17 protein-coding genes and 1 pseudogene are annotated in these 22619 nt (G+C 42.6%); 6 read left to right on the top strand and 12 right to left on the bottom strand.

Going from position 1 to position 22619, the window contains the following annotated elements:
• The first annotated feature begins 86 nt into the window (after nucleotides 1–86).
• Nucleotides 87–1115: a dihydroorotase gene (pyrC, locus tag H2O73_RS04110; protein ID WP_182106795.1), complete on the top strand. Its 1029-nt coding sequence runs from the start codon at nucleotides 87–89 to the stop codon at nucleotides 1113–1115.
• Nucleotides 1116–1318: 203 nt separating this feature from the next.
• Here pyrC and H2O73_RS04105 read toward each other — a convergent pair whose 3' ends face one another.
• The 4 genes from H2O73_RS04105 to wecB are packed head-to-tail and all read right to left on the bottom strand — an operon-like array spanning nucleotide 1319 to nucleotide 8507.
• Nucleotides 1319–2254: a DUF4434 domain-containing protein gene (locus H2O73_RS04105; protein WP_182106793.1), complete on the bottom strand. Its 936-nt coding sequence runs from the start codon at nucleotides 2252–2254 to the stop codon at nucleotides 1319–1321.
• A complete protein-coding gene (locus tag H2O73_RS04100) occupies nucleotides 2176–5217 on the bottom strand; it encodes an NfrA family protein (RefSeq protein WP_182106791.1) in 3042 nt (1013 codons plus the stop codon). The genes H2O73_RS04105 and H2O73_RS04100 overlap by 79 nt, the downstream gene beginning before the upstream one ends.
• Nucleotides 5198–7417: a glycosyl transferase family protein gene (locus H2O73_RS04095; RefSeq protein ID WP_182106789.1), complete on the bottom strand. Its 2220-nt coding sequence runs from the start codon at nucleotides 7415–7417 to the stop codon at nucleotides 5198–5200. Before H2O73_RS04095 ends, H2O73_RS04100 begins: the two co-directional genes overlap by 20 nt.
• A complete protein-coding gene (gene wecB / locus H2O73_RS04090) occupies nucleotides 7410–8507 on the bottom strand; it encodes a non-hydrolyzing UDP-N-acetylglucosamine 2-epimerase (RefSeq protein ID WP_182106787.1) in 1098 nt (365 codons plus the stop codon). Before wecB ends, H2O73_RS04095 begins: the two co-directional genes overlap by 8 nt.
• Before the next feature lie 306 nt (nucleotides 8508–8813).
• Here wecB and H2O73_RS22095 point away from each other — a divergent pair.
• A pseudogene (locus tag H2O73_RS22095) lies at nucleotides 8814–9020 on the top strand (dihydroorotase); the annotation flags it as partial.
• A gap of 136 nt (nucleotides 9021–9156) precedes the next feature.
• On the opposite strand, the gene H2O73_RS04085 reads toward H2O73_RS22095, so the two are convergent.
• The 3 genes from H2O73_RS04085 to H2O73_RS04075 are packed head-to-tail and all read right to left on the bottom strand — an operon-like array spanning nucleotide 9157 to nucleotide 13695.
• Entirely contained in the window at nucleotides 9157–10323 is a 1167-nt protein-coding gene (locus H2O73_RS04085; protein ID WP_182106785.1) for a MalY/PatB family protein, read from the bottom strand.
• Nucleotides 10324–10373: 50 nt separating this feature from the next.
• Nucleotides 10374–11906, bottom strand: coding sequence for a maltose/glucose-specific PTS transporter subunit IIBC (gene malX, locus H2O73_RS04080; RefSeq protein WP_182106783.1), 1533 nt, complete (start codon nucleotides 11904–11906; stop codon nucleotides 10374–10376).
• A 34-nt stretch (nucleotides 11907–11940) separates the two neighbouring features.
• Nucleotides 11941–13695: a class I mannose-6-phosphate isomerase gene (locus H2O73_RS04075; protein ID WP_182106781.1), complete on the bottom strand. Its 1755-nt coding sequence runs from the start codon at nucleotides 13693–13695 to the stop codon at nucleotides 11941–11943.
• Between the two features lie 194 nt (nucleotides 13696–13889).
• Here H2O73_RS04075 and H2O73_RS04070 point away from each other — a divergent pair, with 194 nt between their 5' ends.
• A complete protein-coding gene (locus H2O73_RS04070; RefSeq protein ID WP_182106779.1) occupies nucleotides 13890–14909 on the top strand; it encodes a LacI family DNA-binding transcriptional regulator in 1020 nt (339 codons plus the stop codon).
• 167 nt (nucleotides 14910–15076) lie between these two features.
• Here the strand turns inward: H2O73_RS04070 and H2O73_RS04065 are convergent, their stop codons facing one another.
• Nucleotides 15077–15511, bottom strand: a complete 435-nt coding sequence (locus tag H2O73_RS04065) for a carboxymuconolactone decarboxylase family protein (RefSeq protein WP_182106777.1) — start codon at nucleotides 15509–15511, stop codon at nucleotides 15077–15079.
• A 118-nt stretch (nucleotides 15512–15629) separates the two neighbouring features.
• Here H2O73_RS04065 and H2O73_RS04060 point away from each other — a divergent pair, with 118 nt between their 5' ends.
• Nucleotides 15630–16538, top strand: coding sequence for a LysR family transcriptional regulator (locus tag H2O73_RS04060; protein ID WP_182106775.1), 909 nt, complete (start codon nucleotides 15630–15632; stop codon nucleotides 16536–16538).
• A 262-nt stretch (nucleotides 16539–16800) separates the two neighbouring features.
• Here the strand turns inward: H2O73_RS04060 and H2O73_RS04055 are convergent, their stop codons facing one another.
• Nucleotides 16801–17079: a hypothetical protein gene (locus tag H2O73_RS04055; RefSeq protein WP_182106773.1), complete on the bottom strand. Its 279-nt coding sequence runs from the start codon at nucleotides 17077–17079 to the stop codon at nucleotides 16801–16803.
• 60 nt (nucleotides 17080–17139) lie between these two features.
• Nucleotides 17140–18165, bottom strand: a complete 1026-nt coding sequence (locus tag H2O73_RS04050; RefSeq protein ID WP_182106771.1) for a methyl-accepting chemotaxis protein — start codon at nucleotides 18163–18165, stop codon at nucleotides 17140–17142.
• A 512-nt stretch (nucleotides 18166–18677) separates the two neighbouring features.
• On the opposite strand from H2O73_RS04050, the gene H2O73_RS04045 reads away from it, so the two are divergent.
• Both H2O73_RS04045 and H2O73_RS04040 read left to right on the top strand, forming a co-directional pair.
• Nucleotides 18678–19049 carry a DUF2750 domain-containing protein gene (locus H2O73_RS04045; RefSeq protein WP_182106769.1) on the top strand — a complete coding sequence of 124 codons (372 nt, stop codon included), beginning with the start codon at nucleotides 18678–18680 and terminating at the stop codon, nucleotides 19047–19049.
• A 155-nt stretch (nucleotides 19050–19204) separates the two neighbouring features.
• Nucleotides 19205–19732, top strand: coding sequence for an RNA methyltransferase (locus H2O73_RS04040; RefSeq protein WP_182106767.1), 528 nt, complete (start codon nucleotides 19205–19207; stop codon nucleotides 19730–19732).
• A gap of 89 nt (nucleotides 19733–19821) precedes the next feature.
• Here H2O73_RS04040 and H2O73_RS04035 read toward each other — a convergent pair whose 3' ends face one another.
• Entirely contained in the window at nucleotides 19822–21036 is a 1215-nt protein-coding gene (locus tag H2O73_RS04035) for an aromatic amino acid transporter (RefSeq protein WP_182106765.1), read from the bottom strand.
• Nucleotides 21037–21149: 113 nt separating this feature from the next.
• Nucleotides 21150–22607: a tryptophanase gene (tnaA, locus tag H2O73_RS04030; RefSeq protein ID WP_182106763.1), complete on the bottom strand. Its 1458-nt coding sequence runs from the start codon at nucleotides 22605–22607 to the stop codon at nucleotides 21150–21152.
• Nucleotides 22608–22619 lie beyond the last annotated feature (12 nt).

Below are 22619 nucleotides of genomic sequence, written 5' to 3'. Positions count from 1 at the left end.
ATCCTGTCGCCTAAGCCTATGAGTTTGCACATGCAGACCAAACGTTTAGGCTCCAATCAGATCACAAACTCATGGTGGGAGCTAACATGACAACAATTACGATTACTCGTCCGGATGACTGGCACGTTCACCTTCGCGATGGCGAAGTTCTTAAAGATACAGTGCGAGATATCAGCCGTTATAACGGTCGCGCGCTAATCATGCCTAACACTATCCCACCAATTACCAATACGGAAATGGCACTAGCCTATCGTGACCGTATTATGGCTGAACAGCCAAGTGCGCAGTTCGAGCCTTTGATGGCACTTTACTTAACAGACAACACCACTGCTGATGAAATCCGTAAAGCAAAAGCCTCAGGCAAAGTTGTAGCAGCAAAGCTTTATCCAGCAGGCGCAACAACAAACTCTGACTCAGGTGTTACCTCGGCACAAAATATCTACCCAGTATTAGAAGCGATGCAAGAAGTAGGCATGTTGCTGCTGATCCACGGTGAAGTGACGCACCATGATGTCGATATTTTTGACCGTGAAAAACAGTTCCTCGACACGGTTCTTGCCCCTATCGTCAATGACTTTCCAGAATTAAAGATTGTTCTTGAACACATCACCACGGCTGATGCGGCGAAATTTGTATCAGAAGCGGGTGACAACGTGGCAGCAACTATTACAGCTCATCACTTAATGTATAACCGCAACCATATGTTGGTTGGCGGCATCAAGCCACACTTCTACTGCTTGCCAATTCTAAAACGTAACACACACCAGCAAGCGTTAGTTGCAGCGGCCACGAGCGGCAACAAAAAATTCTTCCTAGGGACAGATTCAGCACCTCACGCTAAAGATAAAAAAGAAGCCGCTTGCGGTTGTGCGGGTTCATACACTGCGCATGCAGCACTGGAGCTGTATGCTGAGGTCTTTGAACAAGAAGGTAAGCTAGAGAACCTAGAAGCATTTGCTAGCCACAATGGTCCTGACTTCTACGGTGTACCGCGTAATGCTGATACCGTAACACTGACGAAAGAAGAGTGGGCAGTACCAGCAAGCATGCCATTTGGTGCTGACATTGTCGTACCAATCAAAGCTGGAGAGAACGTTACTTGGACTGTTAAGTAACAAAACACCTTTGATATAAAAATCGGTCTACTTTGGTAAATAACAAAGTAAGACCGATTTTTTTATGTCTGAATTTTGCCAAGAGCGGTACATCTCTATGCTTTAAACAGACGACTAGTAAAACATAGTTTACTCAAATTGAAGCGAATTCAACATTGCAATTCAATCAGGTTGTCGCTCACGTTAAGTAACGGCAGGCGTGGCTAGTCAACTAATCGCAGCGGATTTTGCTCAAAAGGCAGATACCTTAAAGAAAAAAGGTAATTGTCATGGCAGTTGCTCTGCTCAAATATGGAATAAAAGTCTGACTTATTCATTTTTTGGGCTGAGAAGGGCTCACCTTTCTCCACAATAAATATTTCTCGGATCACTGCAACTTTGCAAGGCAATGCTTGTGCATACTTCTGCCACATAGAGTTATCCAGAAGTTGCGTCCCCCTGCCATCTTGCACCATGACCTTAATACCAAGATCCTCAATACTATTGATCCATTGATGTGTTTGTTCTGGGCTCATTTTCCCAGAAAAATACACGCTAATCATCATCGATTCAGTAATGGTTTTTTGTAATCTAGCAAGATGACTATTAAGCACCTCTCGTTTTGTTATCGTATCAAAATCATAATCACTCAGCTCTGCGGGGATATAGACACCCCGGATATAATCTTGATTATTTCCGATCCAAGACGTCCACACTTGATAGTTTTCAAAGAGTTCAGCAAAATAACGGCTTAAATACTGGTTTTGTATATTGGCTGGTGCATGAACACTCTTAAAGTAATCAGGGTCAGAATATAGCCCTAGCCAAATACCAAATCCAGCTTGCTGGAATATTTCCAAGCTATTGGTAAACCAGCCATTTTGTCCACCAAATGTTGCATCCCCATATTGGTTCCACTGAACAACGATATCTTCAGCACCTGTAATATCTGCAGTCTGCTTCATCAACTGTTGCCATTCAGAAGTACTCACTTGCGAGTCTCTATTGAGCGGCTGGTAAAATATTCCTCTCGCATTCATAGGTTCATTATCAAGCATTAACACGATGGCTAAAACAATACTTAAAAATAAGCTGAAAAGCGCAAGATAAATGAATCGCCACTGCCGATGTAATTGTTGTTTTCTATTATGTGCTGCCACTCAATACCTACTTCGGAGTTAACGGAGAATCCATCATAATGATCCTCCTTCCAATCCCATGCCCAGCTAAAGCCTATGCCAACTCTAGAGTCATCAAATGATCGACCACTAGATGAGCTCTCACTTCTCTGCGCGAATACATATGGAGTAGCACGCTGTTTGTTTTGCTCATAAGCTTTAAATGTATATCCTAAGTCATATCGTGCGTACAACGAGTAGTCATCCTTACCATCAAGATAGTAAACACCATCAACGTAAAGTAACTGATAAAGCCAACTGTCTTGGTCGTTTTGCCATCTTTTAGACCAATCATCATTAGAAAAAACGTCAGCACTCAACCAGATATATGCTCTGGTATCATTATTATCTGAGTCCAAGCCCTGCTTCACACCAAGCTTTGCAAAATAGTTAAGATCTTCCCACGGCTTGGCTTCAACTCCCAAATCCAGCTGATTCGATCTCCAGCTGTCAGTATCGCTATCAAACTCACCGCTATGAGCCCCAGCCACTCGAAACGCGAACGTAGAGAACCAATCACTATCAAAATAGCGTTTTGCCTCTTCAACCATAAAGAAACTTCCTGCCTGATCAGAATAACCAGGGACAGCCGTGCCGTTTGATTCACCTAACCAACCAGAAATATTATATTTCCATCCAGACTCAACATCTCTATGAGCTCGTTGAAAGTAATCTAATTGCTCGCGATCTAATGGTAGATCATCAATCATTTGTTTATAGATTGCTTTACTTTGCTTTTTATGACCGTTGCTTCCAGCAACATCAGCGTATTGTGCCCAAAGCGAAACATCTGATTGATAACGCTCCATTGAAGCAGCATTTTTTAGCAAAGGCAGGGCTAGAATCGGCTCTTTACTTGATAGCGAATAGCCAAGTGCCGCACTCAAGTGACCGCTGTTATCATAATCGATAACATCATCAACCAACTCACTTAGTGCTACATCATTGTGTGATAAAACGTACTCATCAGCCAGTTTGACAGCTATTGGTGCAGATTGCGTTTGTTCAATAGCTAATCTCATTCGTTGCTGTGCTAGTAGATTATTGTCCTGTGCATTAGCCAAATCAATCCCTAACTCCCACCAGCGAACGTTGGTTTCATCAGCGTATTCTTGCCAATATCGATTTGCCTCTTGGTATGCACCTACTTTAACCAACGAATCGATATAGTTATTGCGATCTGCTTGCGACAATGAATCACCGTTCACCTTCTGCCACTTATTAATCGCATCTTGATACTGTTTTGATTGATAGAGCCAACGAGCCATAAGCTGATGATCATTAGGAGCCGTCTGTATTTCCATTGCCTGTGCAAGCGTGGCAATCGCAAGTTCTACTTGCTCCTCAGCTTGGCAATATGCTTTCGCTTTAAGTAAAAAAGAAGATGTGTGGACTACACTACCTGCAAGACCCAAACATTGTTGTTGTTTAACCCAAATCGCAGGATCAACTAACCCGTTAATGCCAGCCAGAAATGCCACATCACTCACTTTAAACAAAGACACATCTTTATAAGCAAGTGATGCCGCACGCTTCATTAGTGGCTGATTAACTGCGAATTCTTCCGGCTGTGAAAGCATCGCTTGTCGATATATTTCACTTTCCAGCTCTGGTTGTTGAGCTAAAGATGCGTTATAAGCGGCGAGATCGATATAGCTCAGATCGTTATCTAACTTATACAAATCAAGCCAAGCTTTGGCTGCATCAAGAGATTGATTGAGATTTCCATAGGCAATGGCTAAATTTTTCACTTCTCGCTTGTCGGTAGGGTTTTGAAGAAGCTCAACCACTGCTTGCCAATTCTTCCGACTGGCATAAAAATCTGTAAGAATGCGCTTTCGTTTAGCCTCAAGGCGTGAGCTTGTGAACTTTTGTTGCTCAAGCAAACTGTACGCTTTTACCTTAGCTGCAGTATTCATCCAATTATTAGAACTATCATTGGGATCGCACTTTCGCAATTGCTGCTGCGCCGCTTCGATACCTTTTTGAGGCAGCGTATTTACGACTGATTGCAGACACTCTGGAAATGCTCGAATGTTCTGTTTGGCATTCTGCATCTCTAAATCATCAAGTGAACGAATGTAGGCTAATTGCTGTTGTTCTTGTGGACTTAGAGAAGTGAGACCCTGAAGCTGTAACAGATCTGACCGAGCTTCAGCATAATGTCGTATATTGAGTAACCGTTCTGCTCGGTTACGCAAATATAGCACCTCTAATTCAGTCGAGTTTTGTTGTTCAACGACGCTCTTGGCATCATCATCGCGCCCCAAATACAACAGTGATAGCATCAAGTAATGCATATCTTTATTATTGCTTTGATTCGAGCGTGACAAATTTTCAATAAGTGGCACTACTTGTTGATATTGCTTTTGTGAAAACAATTGATAGGCTTCAAAGCGTTCGACTGGTGCACTCTTATAATGCTCAGGCTGGTTGGCACTCCATTCTAATGCTTCCTCTTGCCCATGCATCTTCTCAATGGCATATAAAAGGTTTAGATAAAGCTGTTGGCTTTGCTGCTGAGTTAACCCTTTGGCTAATTGATTAAATTCATAGCTAGAGAGTCTTTTTCCTTCTTGTACCAAGTCAAACCGCAACTGATACAACTCAGCTTGCTGTTCTTCCTCTGGAAGATCACCAATAGTCGCCTCTAGTTCTTGAACAGATAACCCTGCTTTCAGCCCTAATTGGAGTTCATACCGTATAAATGGTGCATGTTTGGGTACGACATTTAATGCATTTTTAAGTTCGTTCAGTGCTAAGCGGTAGTCTCCTTTTTCCTCTAGACGAAATGCTTTATCAACGTATGGATAACTACGAAAATATTGTGAGTCAGACAAACCTTGGTAAACAGAAACGGTCTCTGAGTTATCAGACGCGAGCACTGGTAAACTAAGCATGATCGCCATGCCGTAAAAAAGTCCCTTAAACTGTGGCAACTTCATGTTGAGTCTCTAAATTATTTGAATAACGAAGAATGAGATCTTTAATACCGTGCTGATGCTGTTTTTGTAACGCTAGCGCTTTTTCAATAGCATCACGCTCAATATATCCACGACTTACCAAAAACTCACCGAAGCTAATGCCGTCCATTTTCTCAAATGCGAGCACCGCTTGGTTTAATACTGCGGGTTCAATTAAGCGAGCGGACACAAGCCAAGTGCCAATTTGACAATGGCTAGCAAAATAAGTACTCATAACTTTTGTAAGCTGTGTTGCATTGAGAACATATCTCTCGGTTAGGCTATCCAGTTCAGGATAAGGGTTGACCGATGAATCCCCTAAGTACCAATACCTTAAACCTAATGTCACAGCCCCATTGGTTGTAATGACCCAGCGGACTGGCTTGCCTATCCGACGTTTAATTGCGGCCAACGCCACTGGGCTCAATGCCGACTCTTTCCCTAAGATCAGCACTCCTTCGTGACTTGCTATAGGTAAAATTGAGTATTTAAGAGCGAGTATTTTTGGTAGCTCATCAATTAAACTAGATGATAAGGTAAATGGATCTATCTTCATGTATTCAGCACCACACTGAATCGCCATTGCCTCACTCAATTGATCGTTAGATACTGCTCCTTGCTCCACCAAATACATGCCCAACAAAATATTGCTTGGTTTTTCCAGTATGAAGTCTTCAAGTTGTTGTCTATCTAAATGACCACTTTCCACCAATATTTGTCCGATTGGTTTCTTACGAACTTCAGCAGACACAGTTGGAAAATCATGAGTGGTTTTATCCCATGCCACTCGTCGTGGATCGCCCTGCTCAATGACCTGACGAATAGCTCGGATATTAGCGGAGAAATTGATCACATTACCCCATACGATGCGGGCCAAAGATAGCAACCCTTCCGCATATCCGTAGTACCTACTGACAAAGTAGAAACGCTGAAACATTCGATTTGCGAGTAACAAAACATTGAGCGCAAGGATATTCTGGGTAAACGGAGTGTCCCCAGTCAAAGACAAAAAGTTATAATTATCTTCAACCAAATAACCATATATGCTGAGAGCGACTAGTTGGATAAAAATAAGCATGGCGATAAAGCCAGCTGTATTATTAATTAAGCCACGGCGATCACGCCACAAGAAGTAATTGACTCGCCAATCATTAGTCCATTTGTGGTTTTTAAAACCTTGAAAAACAATACCAATAATCCAGCGACTTTTTTGACGAACAGCGGTTGTATAAGTTGTCGGAAAGAACTCCCGTACACATACGACAGAGCCTTCACGATCAGAAACGCCGACAGCAACTTCTCTAAGAGTTGTTTGATTCTTGTCAACCACGGGGAAGCGGACAAAAATTTCATTCATTCCCCATTGCTTTAATCTGAATCCAATATCGTAATCTTCAGTCAGTGATTGAACATCAAATGGCAGACCGTCACCTTCTACAGTAAGGCGCAAAATTGCCCGACGACTAAAACAAGTACCAACTCCCGCACTTGGAACTTGCCCTGCAATCGCTTCACGCACGACAACATCCTTGCCATGCAACTCAGCAAACTCGTCAGCATAATGCCCAGGTGTCATTTGATACCACTTTCTAGTGTATGGATACACGGGTAGCTGGATGAGATCTTTCGCGGGAAGGAGGTGATTGAACAAACGCAATTCCATCGAAGAAATTACATCTTCTGAGTCATGCAAAATAAACCCAGCAAACTCTAACTTAGCTTTCTTTTCAAATTCAAGAATTGATGCGATGACATTATTCAAGCAGTCCGCTTTACTGGTTGGTCCCGGTCGAGCACAAACCACTTTGTGTATGTTCGGGTAACGAGCACAAACTTTATCAACATCACTTTGTGTTTCAGGATCGTTAGGATAAGTACCAACAAAAATTTGGTAATTTTCATAATCTAACTGGCTCGCAGCTAACTCAGCCATTTTATCGATCACGCCGTGTTCTTGCCACGCTGGTACCATGATGGCAAGTGGTTGCTCTTCTTTGATATAGAGCTCTTTAGCCGCTTTGCGAGAGTGCTTTTTGTACGTTGTGTTAGCGCGCCATGCTCGACGTACCCAATAATAGACATCAATGATTAAGTCATCTAGACCACAAAAAGCCATCACGACCATCAGTACAACTAGAACATATTTAAGCGCAAGCAAATACCAAATAAATAAATCAAACATCTGTAGGACCACATAACGCGTTGATTCTTGCCGCTATGTGCTCTGATGCTAAGCCATCACCAAACGGATTATTACTCCCTGAAAACGCCTCTGCGTTTAACATAGTAAGAGCACTCTCGACAATACGGTCTACATCCGACGCTCCTGCCAATACTGAATAGCCTTGAGCCACCGCTTCTGGACGTTCTGTTGTTTCACGTAACACAACCACACGTTTACCGTATGAGGGAGCTTCTTCTTGAATGCCACCCGAATCTGTCAAGACCAAAATGGATTCTGCCAAACACTGTTGTAATGCCAGATAATCTAGTGGTTCACTAATCGTCACTTTCGCTGTATTGGCAAGGCACGCTTCTACTTTTGCTCGCACATCTGGGTTTGGGTGAACGACAAAAACAAACTCGAGTTCAGGTCTTAATGCCGATAGTTTCTTGATAGCGTCACTGATTATCGAAATATTTTGCCAGTTCTCGCGTCGATGTGCTGTAACCAACACTTTTGTTGAATCTCGTTTTACGATCTTTCCGCTCGAAACTAACAAATGCTGCGCGTCTATTGCAGTATTGCCAGTAACATGAATTTTGTCTTTCGAAATGTTCTCTTTCAATAGAGCGTCACACGCCCCTTGCGTTGGAGCAAAATGAACGTCTGCGATTTGAGCAACTAATAGTCGGTTAGATTCCTCAGGAAAAGGATGAGACAAACTTCCACTGCGTAAACCAGCTTCGACATGAGCAATAACAGGAACTTTATTATAAAAGGCGGCCAATGCTGCTGACAAAGTCGATGATGTATCACCATGAACTAGTACACATTGAAATAGATGTGTTTTTAGTAGTGAGTCAATATTTGTCAACAAGCCGGAAACTAAAGGACTAATCCCCTCACCTTGTGGGCGTTGAAAAACATAATCAGGAATCACACCAAAAGCTTCAAATGTTTGATCTGCTAGAGAATCATGCTGCCCTGTATGACACCAAAAAACATGGTTACCTGTTTTTTTTAACGCAAAATATACTGGTACCATCTTTATTATCTCAGGTCGAGTCCCTGTAACGATCAAAGAGTTACATACGATTCGATTCGACATATTATCACACCTTTGTAATTATAATTTATGTGTCCACTCGGAATAAAGAGAGGTTCATACACAGCGCTATCTACTTGTTAATGCGATATAAAACCATGAAATCTCAATTATCTATTTTAATATCAGTACTGTACACCATAAAATAAAAAATCAAACCCCAAATTAACTACATATATATCAATAGAGTCAATGTCTCATTTGTGAGAATGATTGATTTTACCAATAAACTCGAATATAACGCTAGCTTTTCATTTATATATCCAATCTAATTGTAACGAAATATTATTCTAGGTTATCACTAAAAATATAGAGCTTTATACTTATGAATTAAACGGAAAGGGACTTGGAGAATCTAGAGGCATTTACAACAGTCCTAATTTCTACTGTGTTCCGCGTAATGCTGATACCGTAACACTGACGAAAGAAGAGTGGGCAGTACCAGCAAGCATGCCATTTGGTGCTGACATTGTCGTACCAATCAAAGCTGGAGAGAACGTTACTTGGACTGTTAAGAAACAAACCTCCTTTGATAAAAAAATCGGTCTACTTCCATTGTTGCCAATGGAAGTAGACCGATTTTTTATCTGTATTTTGCGCAGAGCGGTATATTAACCGTACACTGCCTAAGTCACGAGCAATGAAGTACAGTTCACTGCGTCAAGTCTTCGATCGCATTGAGCAACGCATCAAGACCGCGTTCGACTTTATTACGGCTACAGCCTAAATTAAGACGAATATGGTATTTCCCTAACTCGCCATAGTTTTTACCCTGCATGATCGCTACTTTATAATGCGTCACTAACCGCTGATTAAGTGCATCCATATCAAGTTGTAATGGCGCTAGATCAATCCATGCAAGATAGGTTGAATCTGGAATATCGTAGTGAATTTCAGGAAATCTATCTTGCAAAGTTTGCTGAACGTATCGGTGGTTATCGAGAAGATAAACTTTTAATTCATCTAACCAACCCGCGCCTTCTTGGTAGGCAACCATTAGCCCGATGATTCCGAGAACCGGTGGAGAAGAAAGCCCATCTACTTGTTTAAGGTTAACCAAATAGCGCTCTCTTGCTTGTTGGTTGGCAATAAATGCGTAAGCACCGCCAAGCGCTGGGATATTAAATGACTTTGATGCTGAGCTAACCAACGCCCATCTGTCACTGCCAGTGAAGCCTTGCCATGGTGTATGTGGCTCAAAACAGATATCCATGTGGATCTCATCGCTGATCACGGCAACTTGGTACTTCTCGCAGAGTAAAGCGATGCGTTGTAACTCCTCAAGGCTCCATATTTTCCCAGTTGGGTTATGTGGGCTACAAAGCAGCAACACCGTGTTGTTTTCATCGGCTAATTGTTGCTCAAAACTAACCCAGTCAAAATTGTAATCTTTACCTGATTTATGCAGTTCACAAGTGACTACTTGCCTCTTTAAACCTGTGATCATGCAATCAAATGCGTCATAAGCTGGCGTATGAATAATCACGCCTTGCTCCTCACGACTCCACTGCCGGATCAACTGCGATACGATGTAGATAACTGACGGACCATAAACCAGAGTTTCACTGGAGAAGTTCGCGTTAAAACGTGTAGAGAACCAATGAGTAACTGCATTTTTAAAATCACAATGGTTCCAACGGCTATAACCCCAAACTGGGTGCGTTGTTCGTTGCTCTATCGCAGAAAGTACACAGTCAGGCGCGGCAAAATCCATATCGGAAATGGTAAATGGCAGCAAATCGGCTTCACCAAATCGGTCTTGCACGTAATCCCATTGCGTACAATATGTACCACGTCGATCAATTTCTTTATCAAACATGCCAATTTCCTAGCAAAAGAGCCATATTTCTATGGCTCTTGCGGTTGTGTTTATACAATCAGTTTATTCATCGCATTCTTAAGCATGTGAACTTGAGGACCAATCACCACTTGAATCGCTTGACTGTCGAGCTTAATCACACCAAGCGCTCCGAGCTTTTTCAATTCACTATCAGACACTTTACTCATATCATTGACTGTCATACGTAATCGAGTAATGCAGTTGTCTAAAGAAGCAATGTTCTCTTTGCCACCCAGCGCGGTAATAAATTGAGTCGCTTTTAATTCGCCCGCTGCCTTGGTTGTTGAGACCGTTTCCATTTGGCTACAATCTTCATCTTCAGCACGTCCTGGGGTCATGATGTCCCACTTCTCTATCGCCCATTTAAATGTAAAGAAGTAGAGTGAGAAGAATAGCGGACCAACCCAAAATAGATTTAGCCAACCTGTATGCGTTCCCTGCAATATACCAAAGGTAAATAGGTCAATAACGTTACCGTCAGTGTTACCAATAGTATGGTTAAGTAGATTCATCACTAAAAAGCCTAAGCCATAGAAACACGCGTGAGCAACGTATAGCGCAGGTGCGATGAAAAGGAACATGAATAGGATTGGTTCTGTAATGCCACCAACCGCACAAGCGATAATGCCGGAAATAACTAAGCCTTTAATTGCAGGTCTGTTTTTCAGCTTTGCCGCCGTATAAATAGCACAAGCCGCGCCAGGTAAGCCAAAGAGCATCGCGGGCATTTTTCCGCCCGATAGGAACGCGGTAGCTGAAGAGGAAATAGGTAAATTAGCCCCTAGCTGAGCGTAAAAGATATTCAGCGCACCGTTGACACTTTCACCATTAATGACCTGTGTCCCGCCAATTTCAGTAAAGCGGACCATCGAAGAAACAATATGATGAAGACCAAATGGCAGTAATAGCATTTCGCTCATGCCGTAAAGGAACGGACCAAATGGACCAGCAACGGCAATCAATTGACCGATAGAGTTAATACCTGCCTGCACTGGTGGCCAAATAAACGGAACCATCAAGCCGACTAGTGCCATAACGATGGTAGTAATAATCGGAACAAAGCGTGCACCACTCCAGAATGCAAATGCATCATGGAATTGAACTTCACGGAACCTTTCGTGCAACTTGTAGACAATAATACCGGTAATTACGCCACCCAACACACCGGTATCAATCGTCTCGATACCCAGTATATTTCTAACCGTCGCGCCTTCAATACCACCTGAAACAGTTAAGTAAGTATTCACCGCAAGGTTCATAACCGCGTAGCCGACAAAGCCCGACATTGCAGCAACACCTTTGTCTTCCTTAACGAGACCAATCGGTATCGCCATGGCGAACAAAATAGGTAGAAAGATAAACGTCGCCAAGCCTATTTTTACCATAAAGGTAAAGATGGCTTGTAACCATGGAGCACTTAAGAAAGGTAATGCTTCTTGAACAGCAGAGCCTCCGAATCCTGCGCCAACACCAAGCAAAATACCTGAAAATGCCAGCAAAGCGATTGGGAGCATGAACGTTTTACCGAGGGATTGAAAGAATCCCCATATTGAATGATTCATATACTGGTTCCTTGTTCTTTCTAAATTATCAAAATTAGCTTCTAACAAACGCTTTTATTGTTGCAATCTCTTGACCTTCGCTTTGACCATATGGCTCAATGCGGTATTCACCGACACTGGCTGGCACAATAAAGGTTTCAGCATAATGCACAACGAAAGGTTGGAATTTATCAGTCGGACTTGTGACAATCGCCTCACGTCCTTCAATTAGGTTCAATACGTTAACTTTGCCATCAGTATGATGGGAGACTGGTTTACTAAACCAGTGACGACGGGTTTCAATAAATTCACGCTGATGCAACCCGGTACGTTCCTCTTTCCAGCCATCCCCCTCAGCAATCGGTGCAATAGCATTAATGAGGTTTTCTTCTACCCACTGAGTGTCTCGATCCCACTGAATCACTTCTTTGCCATGGTCTAAGTGCACCGGTCTTGGTAACCCATCTAGACCAAGGCGACCCCAATCCCACAATTTGAACGTAAATATGTAAGGAGTCGCGCTGATTTCAAGCACCATAGTATTAACGCCAGAGCAGTGAATCGTGCCGGCAGGGATCAAAAAGTGATCGTGTTTTTTGGCTGGGTATTGGTTAATAAACTTTTGATCATCAAATGCTTTTTCACCACGTTGCGCCGCGTACAGATCAGCCATCATTTCATCGGGATCGATTCCGGTTTTGGTACCTAGATAAACCGTCGAGTTCTCCCCTGCATCCAGCATGTAATAGCTTTCATCTTGGGTGTAGTGCATACCAAATTCTTGCTGAATATATTCCGTTAATGGGTGCACTTGCAGGCTAAGGTTTTGTCCTTGCATGGTATCAAGGAAGTCAAAACGAATTGGGAACTCAGCGCCAAATCGAGCATGCACTTCTTCACCGAGCAACGCTTGTGGCTCAAGCAGAACTAAGTTTTGTGAAGGGATCTCAATTAAGGTGTCGGCGTATTTTAATACCAAGCTATTTTCTTCTGGTACACAATCAAAACACCAAGCGTAGTTTGGCTTGTCTTCATCAAGTTCACACACCTCCTTCATCCACTGCCCGCCCCAAACTCCAGGGTCAAAGAAAGGAACAACTCGGAATGGTTGTTGAGAAGTTTGTTTCAGCCCAGCCATAAGAGCCTGGCCGGTAATCAGCTTGATACTCTCTTGAGTATTGGTATCAAGTAAGAAATCGACATGACGTAAGACTTGCGCTTTATGTCGATCAAAAACACGCCACTCAATAAAGAAAGCTCGTTTATAGCGGCGTAGAATATCTTCTGATTGATTATTCACCCCCCAGTTGCCCAGTTTTCCATGGCGAAAACGCTGTTGGATTTCCCAGCGAGCCAAATCCGCATAAACGTGGGTATCAGCCTTGGCAAAGAGCGACGCGCCATGGCCATACACAATCACCAATCCTGTTTTTACCTTGGCAATTTTCTCTTGTAATTGTGCGCGTTTTTGCGGATGAAAAAACTCATTAAGCTTATGCGGGGCGATTACACCAAACACCCGGTCATCTGTGATATGGCGCTCTAGCTTATTGAATATTTCTTCTTCGCTAAGCTTAGCTTCATCAGTAAAAAAGACCTGTTCTGAGCCTAGCTTTGAAATGAGTTGGTCCAATAACTCTTGGTGATCTACACCATGATAAGTATCAATAACGAGGACATGTCGTTCGGTTTTAACACGAGATTGAATCTGCTCAATCACGTTTGACCAGCCTTGCCATGCTTGATCATCGAATCCCGAAACCTCGACATGTGGAAACTTGTTGTAGTTTGGTCTGTGCGGTAGATACATCTAAAATCATCCAGTTATTGTTTCTGTCCTGATAATAAGCAAGGTTGGTAAATGACAACAAACTGGTTAACGTGGTTAACCTGTCAAATAGTGGCTATTCGCCTCTAGTAACATAGTATTTGTTACTATGGTCACAGCACAAAAGCGGAAAAATAAGGTAAAAATAGGTTAAACGTTTAACCTGTGATTTTACTATGTCTAAAGCCACCATTTCAGATGTTGCTAAATACTGCCAAGTCTCGACTGCGACGGTATCCATGGTATTGACCAATAAAGGTCGAATCTCCGCAAAAACACGTGAAAGAGTATTAGCGGCTATCGATGAGTTGGGCTACATATACAATCAGTCCGCTGCCAATTTACGACACAAACGCAGCAACTTGGTTGGCTTACTGATCCCCGATATTACTAACCCATTCTATGCAGAACTGATTGCGGGTCTTAGCCACTACCTCGAAGCGCATGACTCGCTGCTATTTTTGGCGAATACCGAAGACAACGTTGCCAAGCAAAATAAATTAATTGAATCATTAATCGGTCAAAATGCCGGAGGCTTAGTACTCTGCCCATCAAAAGAGACGGATATCAGTTTTCTGGAAACCGTTAAAAAGAGAGGTATTCCGATTGTCTTAGCCGTCAGACCTATGGTCGATGCATCTTTTGATTATGTTGGGACCAACAGTTTCATGGGGGTTCAAATGGCAACGGAGCATCTAATTAAGCTTGGACATCGCCATATTGCATTTATCGGTGGCGCAGTGAACTCGCAAACTCGCTCTCATCGTTTAGGTGGGTATATGTCAAAGCTACTTGAGTATGGCATTTATCCTAGGGAAAATTACATCGTCAGTTGTGGTGCAAGCCGCGCTGAAGGGGCTGCTGCCGCTCATAAATTGTTGCAACAACACCCTGACATTACCGCCGTAATTGCTTATCAAGATATCGTTGCATTTGGTGTTATGCGTGCCGCAAAAGACATGGGGCTTGTCGTCGGTAAAAATATTGCCGTCGTAGGCTTTGATGATGTGCCGGATGCCGCTGACACATCCCCAAGTTTAACAACAGTCTCGGTTTCCGCGCAGCAAATTGGTTTGGCTGCAGGTGAATTACTACTATCGAAAATGGCAGGCAATAGTGATGGGACTAAAAACTTAGTCTTCCCGCCTAAACTGATAGTGCGTCAGTCTTGCGGAACACCAAGCACTAGTCAGTAACCGTGAGAAATACCACTAAAAACCAATGACTAGGTCACACACAAAGCACGCATCACGGCAACATGCACAATAGTAAAAGATATGACGCCTCTGGAAGTATCTCTCTTACTTCCATTATGAACTTAAGAGTGATACTTCCATTATAAAGCAGTGCCTTTGAACTCAAATCAGCGGTGCATTTTTGTAGCAAGAGCAAAACGATTCCACGCGTTGATCATGATGATTTGCATCATTACTTCTGCTGTTTGCTGCTCGCCAAATTGTTCGATACATGCATGGTAAGTCGGCTCCGAGACACCGGCTTGATGAATCAATGTCATTTCATCCACTAACTGCAACAAAGCTTGTTCTTGTTGATCAAAACGTGGGGACTCTTTCCATGCAGATAGCGCAAAAATCTTTTGTTGCTCAATACCGATCTTCAGTGCTTCCTTACTGTGCATTTCGATACAATATGCGCATTGATTGATCATTGACGCTCGAAGCTTAATCAACTCCTTTTGTTGCGCTGACAAATCCGTAGTAGAAAGGTAGTTTTCTATACCTAGCATAGCGTTAAGTGCTTTAGGTTGGATTTTTGCGATATCAATACGGTTATTCATAATGTTGCCCTTTGTAGTTAATACGTCTTATCGACAAGGCAAATTATGCGTTAGAATAAGCAAAGCAAGAATGCCTCTTAAAACGAAATGAGTTTTGCATAAATTGCAAAGGTGAGTAATGTTAAATCAGATCAAAATCTTAGTACAAGTTGTCGAGTCTGGTAGTTTTTCAAAAGCTGGACAGGTGCTTAACATGGCACCCTCTTCAGTATCTAGATCCATAGATAATCTGGAGCATACACTGCAATCAACTTTGTTTAGACGAAGCACTCGCAGTGTCTCTTTGACGGAAGAAGGTGAATACTTTTATCAGCAATCGACAAAAATACTCTCTGATGCAAATAAGCTCATTGCAGAAATGAAAGGCGACCGCGCCGAACCGCAAGGGGTGCTGCGTATTTCTGTCTTTGAGAGCTTTGGTAATCTCGTTTTAGCCCCGATCCTACCCCGCTTTTTGGCGCAGTATCCGAAAGTCACAGTTGAGATTGACCTCGACAACAACTTAGTCGATTTACACAGTGAGAATATCGATGTCGCCATTCGCATTGGCACCCCACAAGACAGTAACTTAAAAGCTCGTCGATTAATGCCGAACCTCACCTCTTTAGTGGCAACGCCCGAATACCTAGCTTCTCATACAGCAATCGAGCAACCAGAGGATATTCAAAGCCATAATTGCTTGCTAATAAGTCATGGGCGCAAGCGTCACTACTTCTACTGCTCTAATGGTGAAGAAACGCGGCGTGTACCTGTCAGTGGTAACTTAGTCTCTAAAGGCGGCTCACCACTACTTAGTGCGGCACTCAGCAACTCAGGCGTATTATTACTATCAACGTGGATGGTTCAGCCCTATTTGCAATCACAGCAACTCATCGAGATTCTGCCTGATTGGGTGACTAGCTCTTCAGAACATGGCAGCGGTGAAATATTTGCCATCTATAAGGGAATGGAATATCCAAAGCCCCATATTAGAGCCTGGTTAGATTTTCTCGTAGCAGAACTGAGTAACATGCGACCACCACAATAAATAGCTAAGTCATTACTTTAGGGGTAAGTCATATGCCCTATCCCAAATAGAGACAACTAGCCTCAAGTAGCAAATGGCAAATGGCAAATGGCAAATGGCAAACTGATGATATAGAGATCCTCTTTACTAATACACACGATCAGAAAGTGAGTCCCTTTCGTTACACAAAATCTAATTAAACATGATGCGTTTTTTCATCGCAACTAACCATAATCCGTTTAGATCTAACGATATTAGGCAAGGATAAACCTTGCCTAAGTGGCTACCTAAGCAAATTCACTAAGCGCTCGCCTTTTCTTTTTAATGAGTAGCAACCACGGTAAACTCGCCTTAGCTCAAGCACTTGCTCACTCGCTGGTTTCGCATAATATTCGTTCAAATAAACCGAGGAGTGCGGATAGCCTAACTCTTGAGCTGCTCGTTTAAACATGCTTTCGATCTTTGGAAAATCTCGCTGCTCAAACAAAGCGGTAAAGTTTTCACAAGTATTGTCTGCCAGCACAGGTTGAGACAATAAACACAGCCATAATAGCTTTTTCATCTGTTGATACCTAACAGCCACTTTGCATATAGTGGAACACCAAGAATTACGGTTGTGCTGCTAGACATTTTCTTGATTCTCTGTGACAAACTGCTTCATCTGTTTAACAAGTGCTTTTATGTATTCATTTTTGTCTTGTATCTGTTTCGCACTGGCTAAATTACTATTGAGCTTATTGTGCAAATCTTCAATTCTATGAGACAAATCAAGTGCCACAACAGTCTGATTGGTCGAGGTCTCATGCACTATCGCATTAATTGACGCCAATTTATCAGTACTGGAATTTATCGCTTCAAAAGCCTCAGTAAGTTGTTTTGAAAGGGTAAATGATTTTTTGATTACCGCTTGGTTCTGACTAATGTGGTCTTGAGCCTTGCCACTAAACTCATTGAGCTTTTCAACTGCCTCTTTGATCACCAATGTACTTTGCTGTGTTTTCATGGACAGCTTACGGACTTCACTCGCGACAACTGAAAAGCCTTTACCATGTTCACCCGCGCGCGCAGCCTCAATAGAAGCATTGAGAGCTAATAATGACGTCTGATGAGAGATTTGATTAATGGTCTCGACTACAACGTTAATATTGTTCGAATATTCAAACAGCTTATTAAATATTGGGGCTGACCCAGAAATAGAGTTGAATACTTGCAATGCAATTTGAGCATCGTATTCCATTAACCTACGACCACTTCTTAGGTTCTTTAAGACAGCCGCTGTTGCTTCATTGGCAATCGCCGCTTCTTGACTCACACTTTGTGACGTTGACGAAAGCTCCACTGTTGACGCAGAGATCTGTTCCAAGTCGAGGAAACACTCTTCAACTTGCTTTAGGTTCTTATTCAAACCTTCATATGAAAGAAGATAAGAAGCATGCAGTTCATTTAAGAAATTGGAAATATCGGTGTTTACTTCCTTTTGCTTCAGCTTTGACTTAATCAACAGAGCACACAAAATACCAATTAAAAAAGCAAACATCACGGTTAGCTGCTTAACCGAATGCATATCCAAAATGGACACAAGATAAATAGTAGATAACGGCGCCAAAAGTACCAATATCACTGAAACTAAAATAGTTTTTAAGTTCACGTTCATACGACCTTGATATCATCGTCACAATGGAACACGAGCTTGCACTGACACTGTAAACTCTTCACTGACGATGTGTTAATTCGCAGTATCCGTACAAAAAACAAACTACCCTGTTAAACAAAAAACACGCTCAATGCAGGAATTATCCTACACCTTCACCGTGGCAAAACACCGAAATGCAAACACGCAACATCGCGACATTTAACGAATGCCACCCAAAAAAAATCAACCAAGCACACGATTCAATTACAAAGAAACAACAAAAACGATGCATTACAATGGGGTTTAGGGTGAAATCGGCTTATTTTTCTAAACATCTATGGTTACGATACAGGGTCAATTACTTTTATCTCGTCAACAAACTAATCGTATCGATTGATGTTATTTGTTATCCACAAAGCGCAACTTTTTGAAAAAGCCTATTTCCCCCTCTTCAACACATACTCGCAGTGCCCCTCTACTCAAAAGCAAGGTATACTCTGCATGTAACTCTGACTAATAGGCTATTTATGAGCGATTCATCTGCTGTAACAGTTCCACGTGACCCAATGGCACGCTTTGATGCTTTTTTTAAAGCGACTACTGAAAGCAAAAAAATCTGGCTACTTATTGATGAGCACGGCAGTGTTCTACTGAATACCGACGATGAAGAGTGTGTGCCTGTTTGGCCAAGTGAAGAACACGCACTTCAATGGGCAACTGAAGAATGGGAAGGCTTTACCGCCGAGCCTATCTCTCTTGCAAAATGGAAAAGTCGTTGGACAATGGGTCTTCAACAAGACGACCTATTGATTGTGGTTTTCCCTGACGAATCGGGCGAAGGTTTAGTGCTAGAACCTGAAGAATTTGAGTTTGAAATGGTCAAGCGCGAACGTCGCTAAGGTCAAGCAACGACATTTCATCCGAATTCAAACGGCGCTATATCATTAGCGCCGTTATTCTATCGTCGCATATTTCTTTTGCATCAGCCCACCCTTTGCTAGAATGCCGCCCTTTCGCACGCAGCCCGCTTGCTATGCCAGTTCAGAGACACAAAATGAAAGAGACGCTCGCAATAATCGGATTAATCAACCCTAAAAACCCTGAAAATGTGGGCGCGGTAATGAGAGCTGTCGGCTGCTATCAAGCGAACGAAGTTTTATACACGGGTCATCGCTATGATCGTGCGGCAAAATTCTGCACAGATACCAAAAGCGTTCGTCAAAATACACCACTTCGTGGCGTAGAAGATATTCTTAGCGAGATTCCCGCTGATATCAAAGTTGTCTGTGTTGAACTCGCACTAGGTGCCACTCCTCTGCCTTATTTCCAGCACCCTGACAAAGCGATTTATATCTTTGGTCCTGAAGATGGCACTATTCCACAAGAGATTGCGGATAGAGCTGACCATGTCGTGTATGTACCCACTATCGGCTGCATGAACCTAGCGGCTTCCGTCAATGTATTACTTTACGACCGTCTAGCGAAATCAGAGAACATTGTACATGGTGATGAATTGATCTTAAGCAGCCGTGATAACCGCAATAAGCTTCAAGTGAAAGGCGATGTCGCAGAGGCGCTTTAATCTCAATTGAGCATTAATGAAAAAGAAACGGGCACTTACTGGTAAGTCAGTAAGTGCCCTTTTTAATTGTAATTATTTACTTTAAGTAACTAGCCTAAGAACGCTGGTAACATACCCATCATAGCCATGATGTGGAAGATAGCAGTGAACACACCAAAGGCAATGACTAAGCCGATCATGGCATTACCACCTGGCGCTTTAAAGCCTTCTTCACCACCTTCACGTGTGCGAGATTTGTACGCCAGCATTGCTGGAATGATACAAGCCCAAACTGTTGCTGCCGCACCTGCATAACCAATCGCAATAACAAAGCCGAATGGGAATAGCAAAGACATGATCAGAGGTGGTAAGAAGGTTACCGCCCAAGACTTAGTACGACCTTGTTTGGTATCTTCAAACTTGAACAAGTCAGCTATGAAGTCGAATACACCCAAACCAACACCGATGAATGAAGACAGTAGTGCGGCCATGGAGAAGCTGTTGATCGCATTAGTCACTTTATCTGAGGCAACCACAGAACCTAGAGCTGAAAGCAATACATCAACGTTACCACCTTGCTCAATAACAGGACCAAATTGGTTACGAGGTAAGTTACCGTAGATAGATAGTAGCCATAGTAGGTATAGGACCAGTGCAATCACTGTACCACCGAGAATCGCTTGCTTAGCGCGGTTCTCTTCACCGTAATAAGCACGCATTGACGATACAGAGTGGTGGTAACCAAATGAGGTCAAAGCCACTGGCAGCATTGCCATTGCATAAGGTGCATAACTATTTTCTTTTGCAATGGTGTCAAACAATACTGAAGCGTCAATATTGACTGCTAATCCAGAAACACCAAACACAAAGGTTAAAACCATAAAGGCGATTAAAACAACTGAGATGCGGTCAACCGCGCGCGTGGAGTGCCAAACAAAAGTAGAAAAAACAAGAACGAAGAGAATAGAGGTAATTTTGCTGCTAATTCCTAGCATACCCTCTAAAACTAGACCTGATGAAGTAATGTATGCGTAGAGCAAAATACCACCAACAAAATATACCGCTAAATTGTTAATGTTGTTGATCTTTGAACCAAGCATATCTTTAGTTACGGTGTTAAACGAAACTCTAAGATCATAATGCTTAAATGCTTCAAGAAGCATCCAGCCTGAAACGGTCATGACAACCATGGTAAGAGTAATCGCAATTATCGACCATGTAGTCCATGCACCTGCACCTGCGCTAGGTAACCCTAACATCCCTGCGCCTACACACACACTGGCTATAATACAGGAGCCACCTAATAATGAAGGGGAAGCTTTCATAGATAATCTCTTTGTTATGTTCACGTTATTGGATAAGGCTGTCTCTTAAGCGAAAGATTTTGTTATTTTGAGTGCTTAAGGAAAAGCGTGCCCGGAAGGGCACGCTTATTACATTATGCTTCTGCTACTGCTTCTTTTTGAGTAGCTGTTGCTGGTTCAACTTCTTTTAGACGAGCTGTAAAGTGACGTAGTACCGCTGGCTCATAAGTGAAGTCTAAGCCTTTCACGTTCTTCGCGTTCTCTTTCACTTTTTGGAATGCTTCAATAACGTAATCCATGTGTGTTTGAGTGTAAGTAGCACGAGGAATAGTTAGACGTAGCAGTTCCGCAGGACACTTATGTTGCTTACCAGTCGCAGGATCGCGACCTAGTAGCATTGAACCAATCTCAACCGCACGAATACCAGCAACTTTGTACAGTTCACAAGCCAATGCGTGTGCAGGGAATTGACCTGCTGGGATATGAGGAAGTAGTTTACCTGCATCAACGAATGCCGCGTGACCACCCGCTTGCTGACATACAACACCCATCTCTTCCAAACCGTTTACTAAGTATTCGATCTGGTTGATACGGTAAGCAAGCCACTCTTGACGCATACCGTCGCGTAGACCTACAGCCAAACGCTCCATTGCGCCGCCTTCAAGACCACCGTATGTTGGGAAACCTTCTTGAACCACACAAAGAGTACGACACTCAGTGTACACATCCATGAATGACTCATCTTTGAAACAAAGTAGACCACCCATTTGTACCATTGCGTCTTTCTTAGCAGACATTGCTAGACCATCAGCATACTTGTATGTTTCGTATGTGATTTCTTCAATCGTCCAGTCTTTGAAGCCTTCTTCACGTTGTTGAATGAAGTATGCGTTCTCAGCAAAACGAGCAGAGTCCATGATGACTGGAATGCCGTGTTTTTGTGCAAGTTCGTAAACCGCTTTCAAGTTGGCGATAGAAACAGGCTGACCACCAGCAGAGTTACAAGTAATAGTACTAACAATGTAAGGTACGTTGTTAGGACCCGCTTCTAGGATAGCTTCTTCTAGTTTCACTAGGTCAAAGTTACCTTTAAAGTCTGCGTTTACTGCAGTATCAAATGCTTCATCTGTGTAAACGTTTTTCGCAACACAGCAGTTTACTTGTGTGTGACCTTGAGTGGTATCGAAGAAGTAGTTAGATAGTGCAACCATCTTAGTACGGTCTAGACCACGCTCTTTCTCTGCCTTTTTAATCAGTACAGGAATGTAGATTTGCTCTGCGCCACGACCTTGGTGAGTTGGGATAGTCAGCTCATAACCAAAGATTTCTTTAACCGCATCAGCTAGAGCGTAGTAACTACGGCTGCCACTGTATGCTTCATCACCAAGAAGCATTGCTGCTTGCATTTGTTGAGTGATAGAACCTGTACCACTGTCCGTTAGTAGATCAATGAATACATCTTCACTGTCTAGTAGGAATGGGTTCATACCTGCTTTTAGAATTGCTTCTTCACGGTACTCACGAGTAGTACGTTTTACTGGCTCAACAACGCGAATACGGAATGGTTCTGGTAGGTGTTTGAAGTTTTCCATGATAATACCTTT

Source organism: Vibrio marinisediminis (assembly GCF_014050145.1).
Classification (GTDB): domain Bacteria; phylum Pseudomonadota; class Gammaproteobacteria; order Enterobacterales; family Vibrionaceae; genus Vibrio; species Vibrio marinisediminis.
The sequence above is the reverse complement of the archived record's forward strand: the minus strand, read 5'-3'. Positions and strand labels throughout refer to the sequence as shown.

Excerpts from the sequence above, each read along its gene's own strand:
- H2O73_RS04085 (WP_182106785.1), bottom strand. The coding sequence starts at position 10,323 with ATGTTTGATAAAGAAATTGATCGACGTGGTACATATTGTACGCAATGG.
- H2O73_RS04045 (WP_182106769.1), top strand. The coding sequence starts at position 18,678 with ATGAGCGATTCATCTGCTGTAACAGTTCCACGTGACCCAATGGCACGC.
- H2O73_RS04060 (WP_182106775.1), top strand. The coding sequence starts at position 15,630 with ATGTTAAATCAGATCAAAATCTTAGTACAAGTTGTCGAGTCTGGTAGT.
- malX (WP_182106783.1), bottom strand. The coding sequence starts at position 11,906 with ATGAATCATTCAATATGGGGATTCTTTCAATCCCTCGGTAAAACGTTC.
- H2O73_RS04035 (WP_182106765.1), bottom strand. The coding sequence starts at position 21,036 with ATGAAAGCTTCCCCTTCATTATTAGGTGGCTCCTGTATTATAGCCAGT.
- H2O73_RS04065 (WP_182106777.1), bottom strand. The coding sequence starts at position 15,511 with ATGAATAACCGTATTGATATCGCAAAAATCCAACCTAAAGCACTTAAC.
- pyrC (WP_182106795.1), top strand. The coding sequence starts at position 87 with ATGACAACAATTACGATTACTCGTCCGGATGACTGGCACGTTCACCTT.
- wecB (WP_182106787.1), bottom strand. The coding sequence starts at position 8,507 with ATGTCGAATCGAATCGTATGTAACTCTTTGATCGTTACAGGGACTCGA.
- H2O73_RS04100 (WP_182106791.1), bottom strand. The coding sequence starts at position 5,217 with ATGAAGTTGCCACAGTTTAAGGGACTTTTTTACGGCATGGCGATCATG.
- H2O73_RS04055 (WP_182106773.1), bottom strand. The coding sequence starts at position 17,079 with ATGAAAAAGCTATTATGGCTGTGTTTATTGTCTCAACCTGTGCTGGCA.
- H2O73_RS04070 (WP_182106779.1), top strand. The coding sequence starts at position 13,890 with ATGTCTAAAGCCACCATTTCAGATGTTGCTAAATACTGCCAAGTCTCG.
- tnaA (WP_182106763.1), bottom strand. The coding sequence starts at position 22,607 with ATGGAAAACTTCAAACACCTACCAGAACCATTCCGTATTCGCGTTGTT.
- H2O73_RS04040 (WP_182106767.1), top strand. The coding sequence starts at position 19,205 with ATGAAAGAGACGCTCGCAATAATCGGATTAATCAACCCTAAAAACCCT.
- H2O73_RS04075 (WP_182106781.1), bottom strand. The coding sequence starts at position 13,695 with ATGTATCTACCGCACAGACCAAACTACAACAAGTTTCCACATGTCGAG.
- H2O73_RS04095 (WP_182106789.1), bottom strand. The coding sequence starts at position 7,417 with ATGTTTGATTTATTTATTTGGTATTTGCTTGCGCTTAAATATGTTCTA.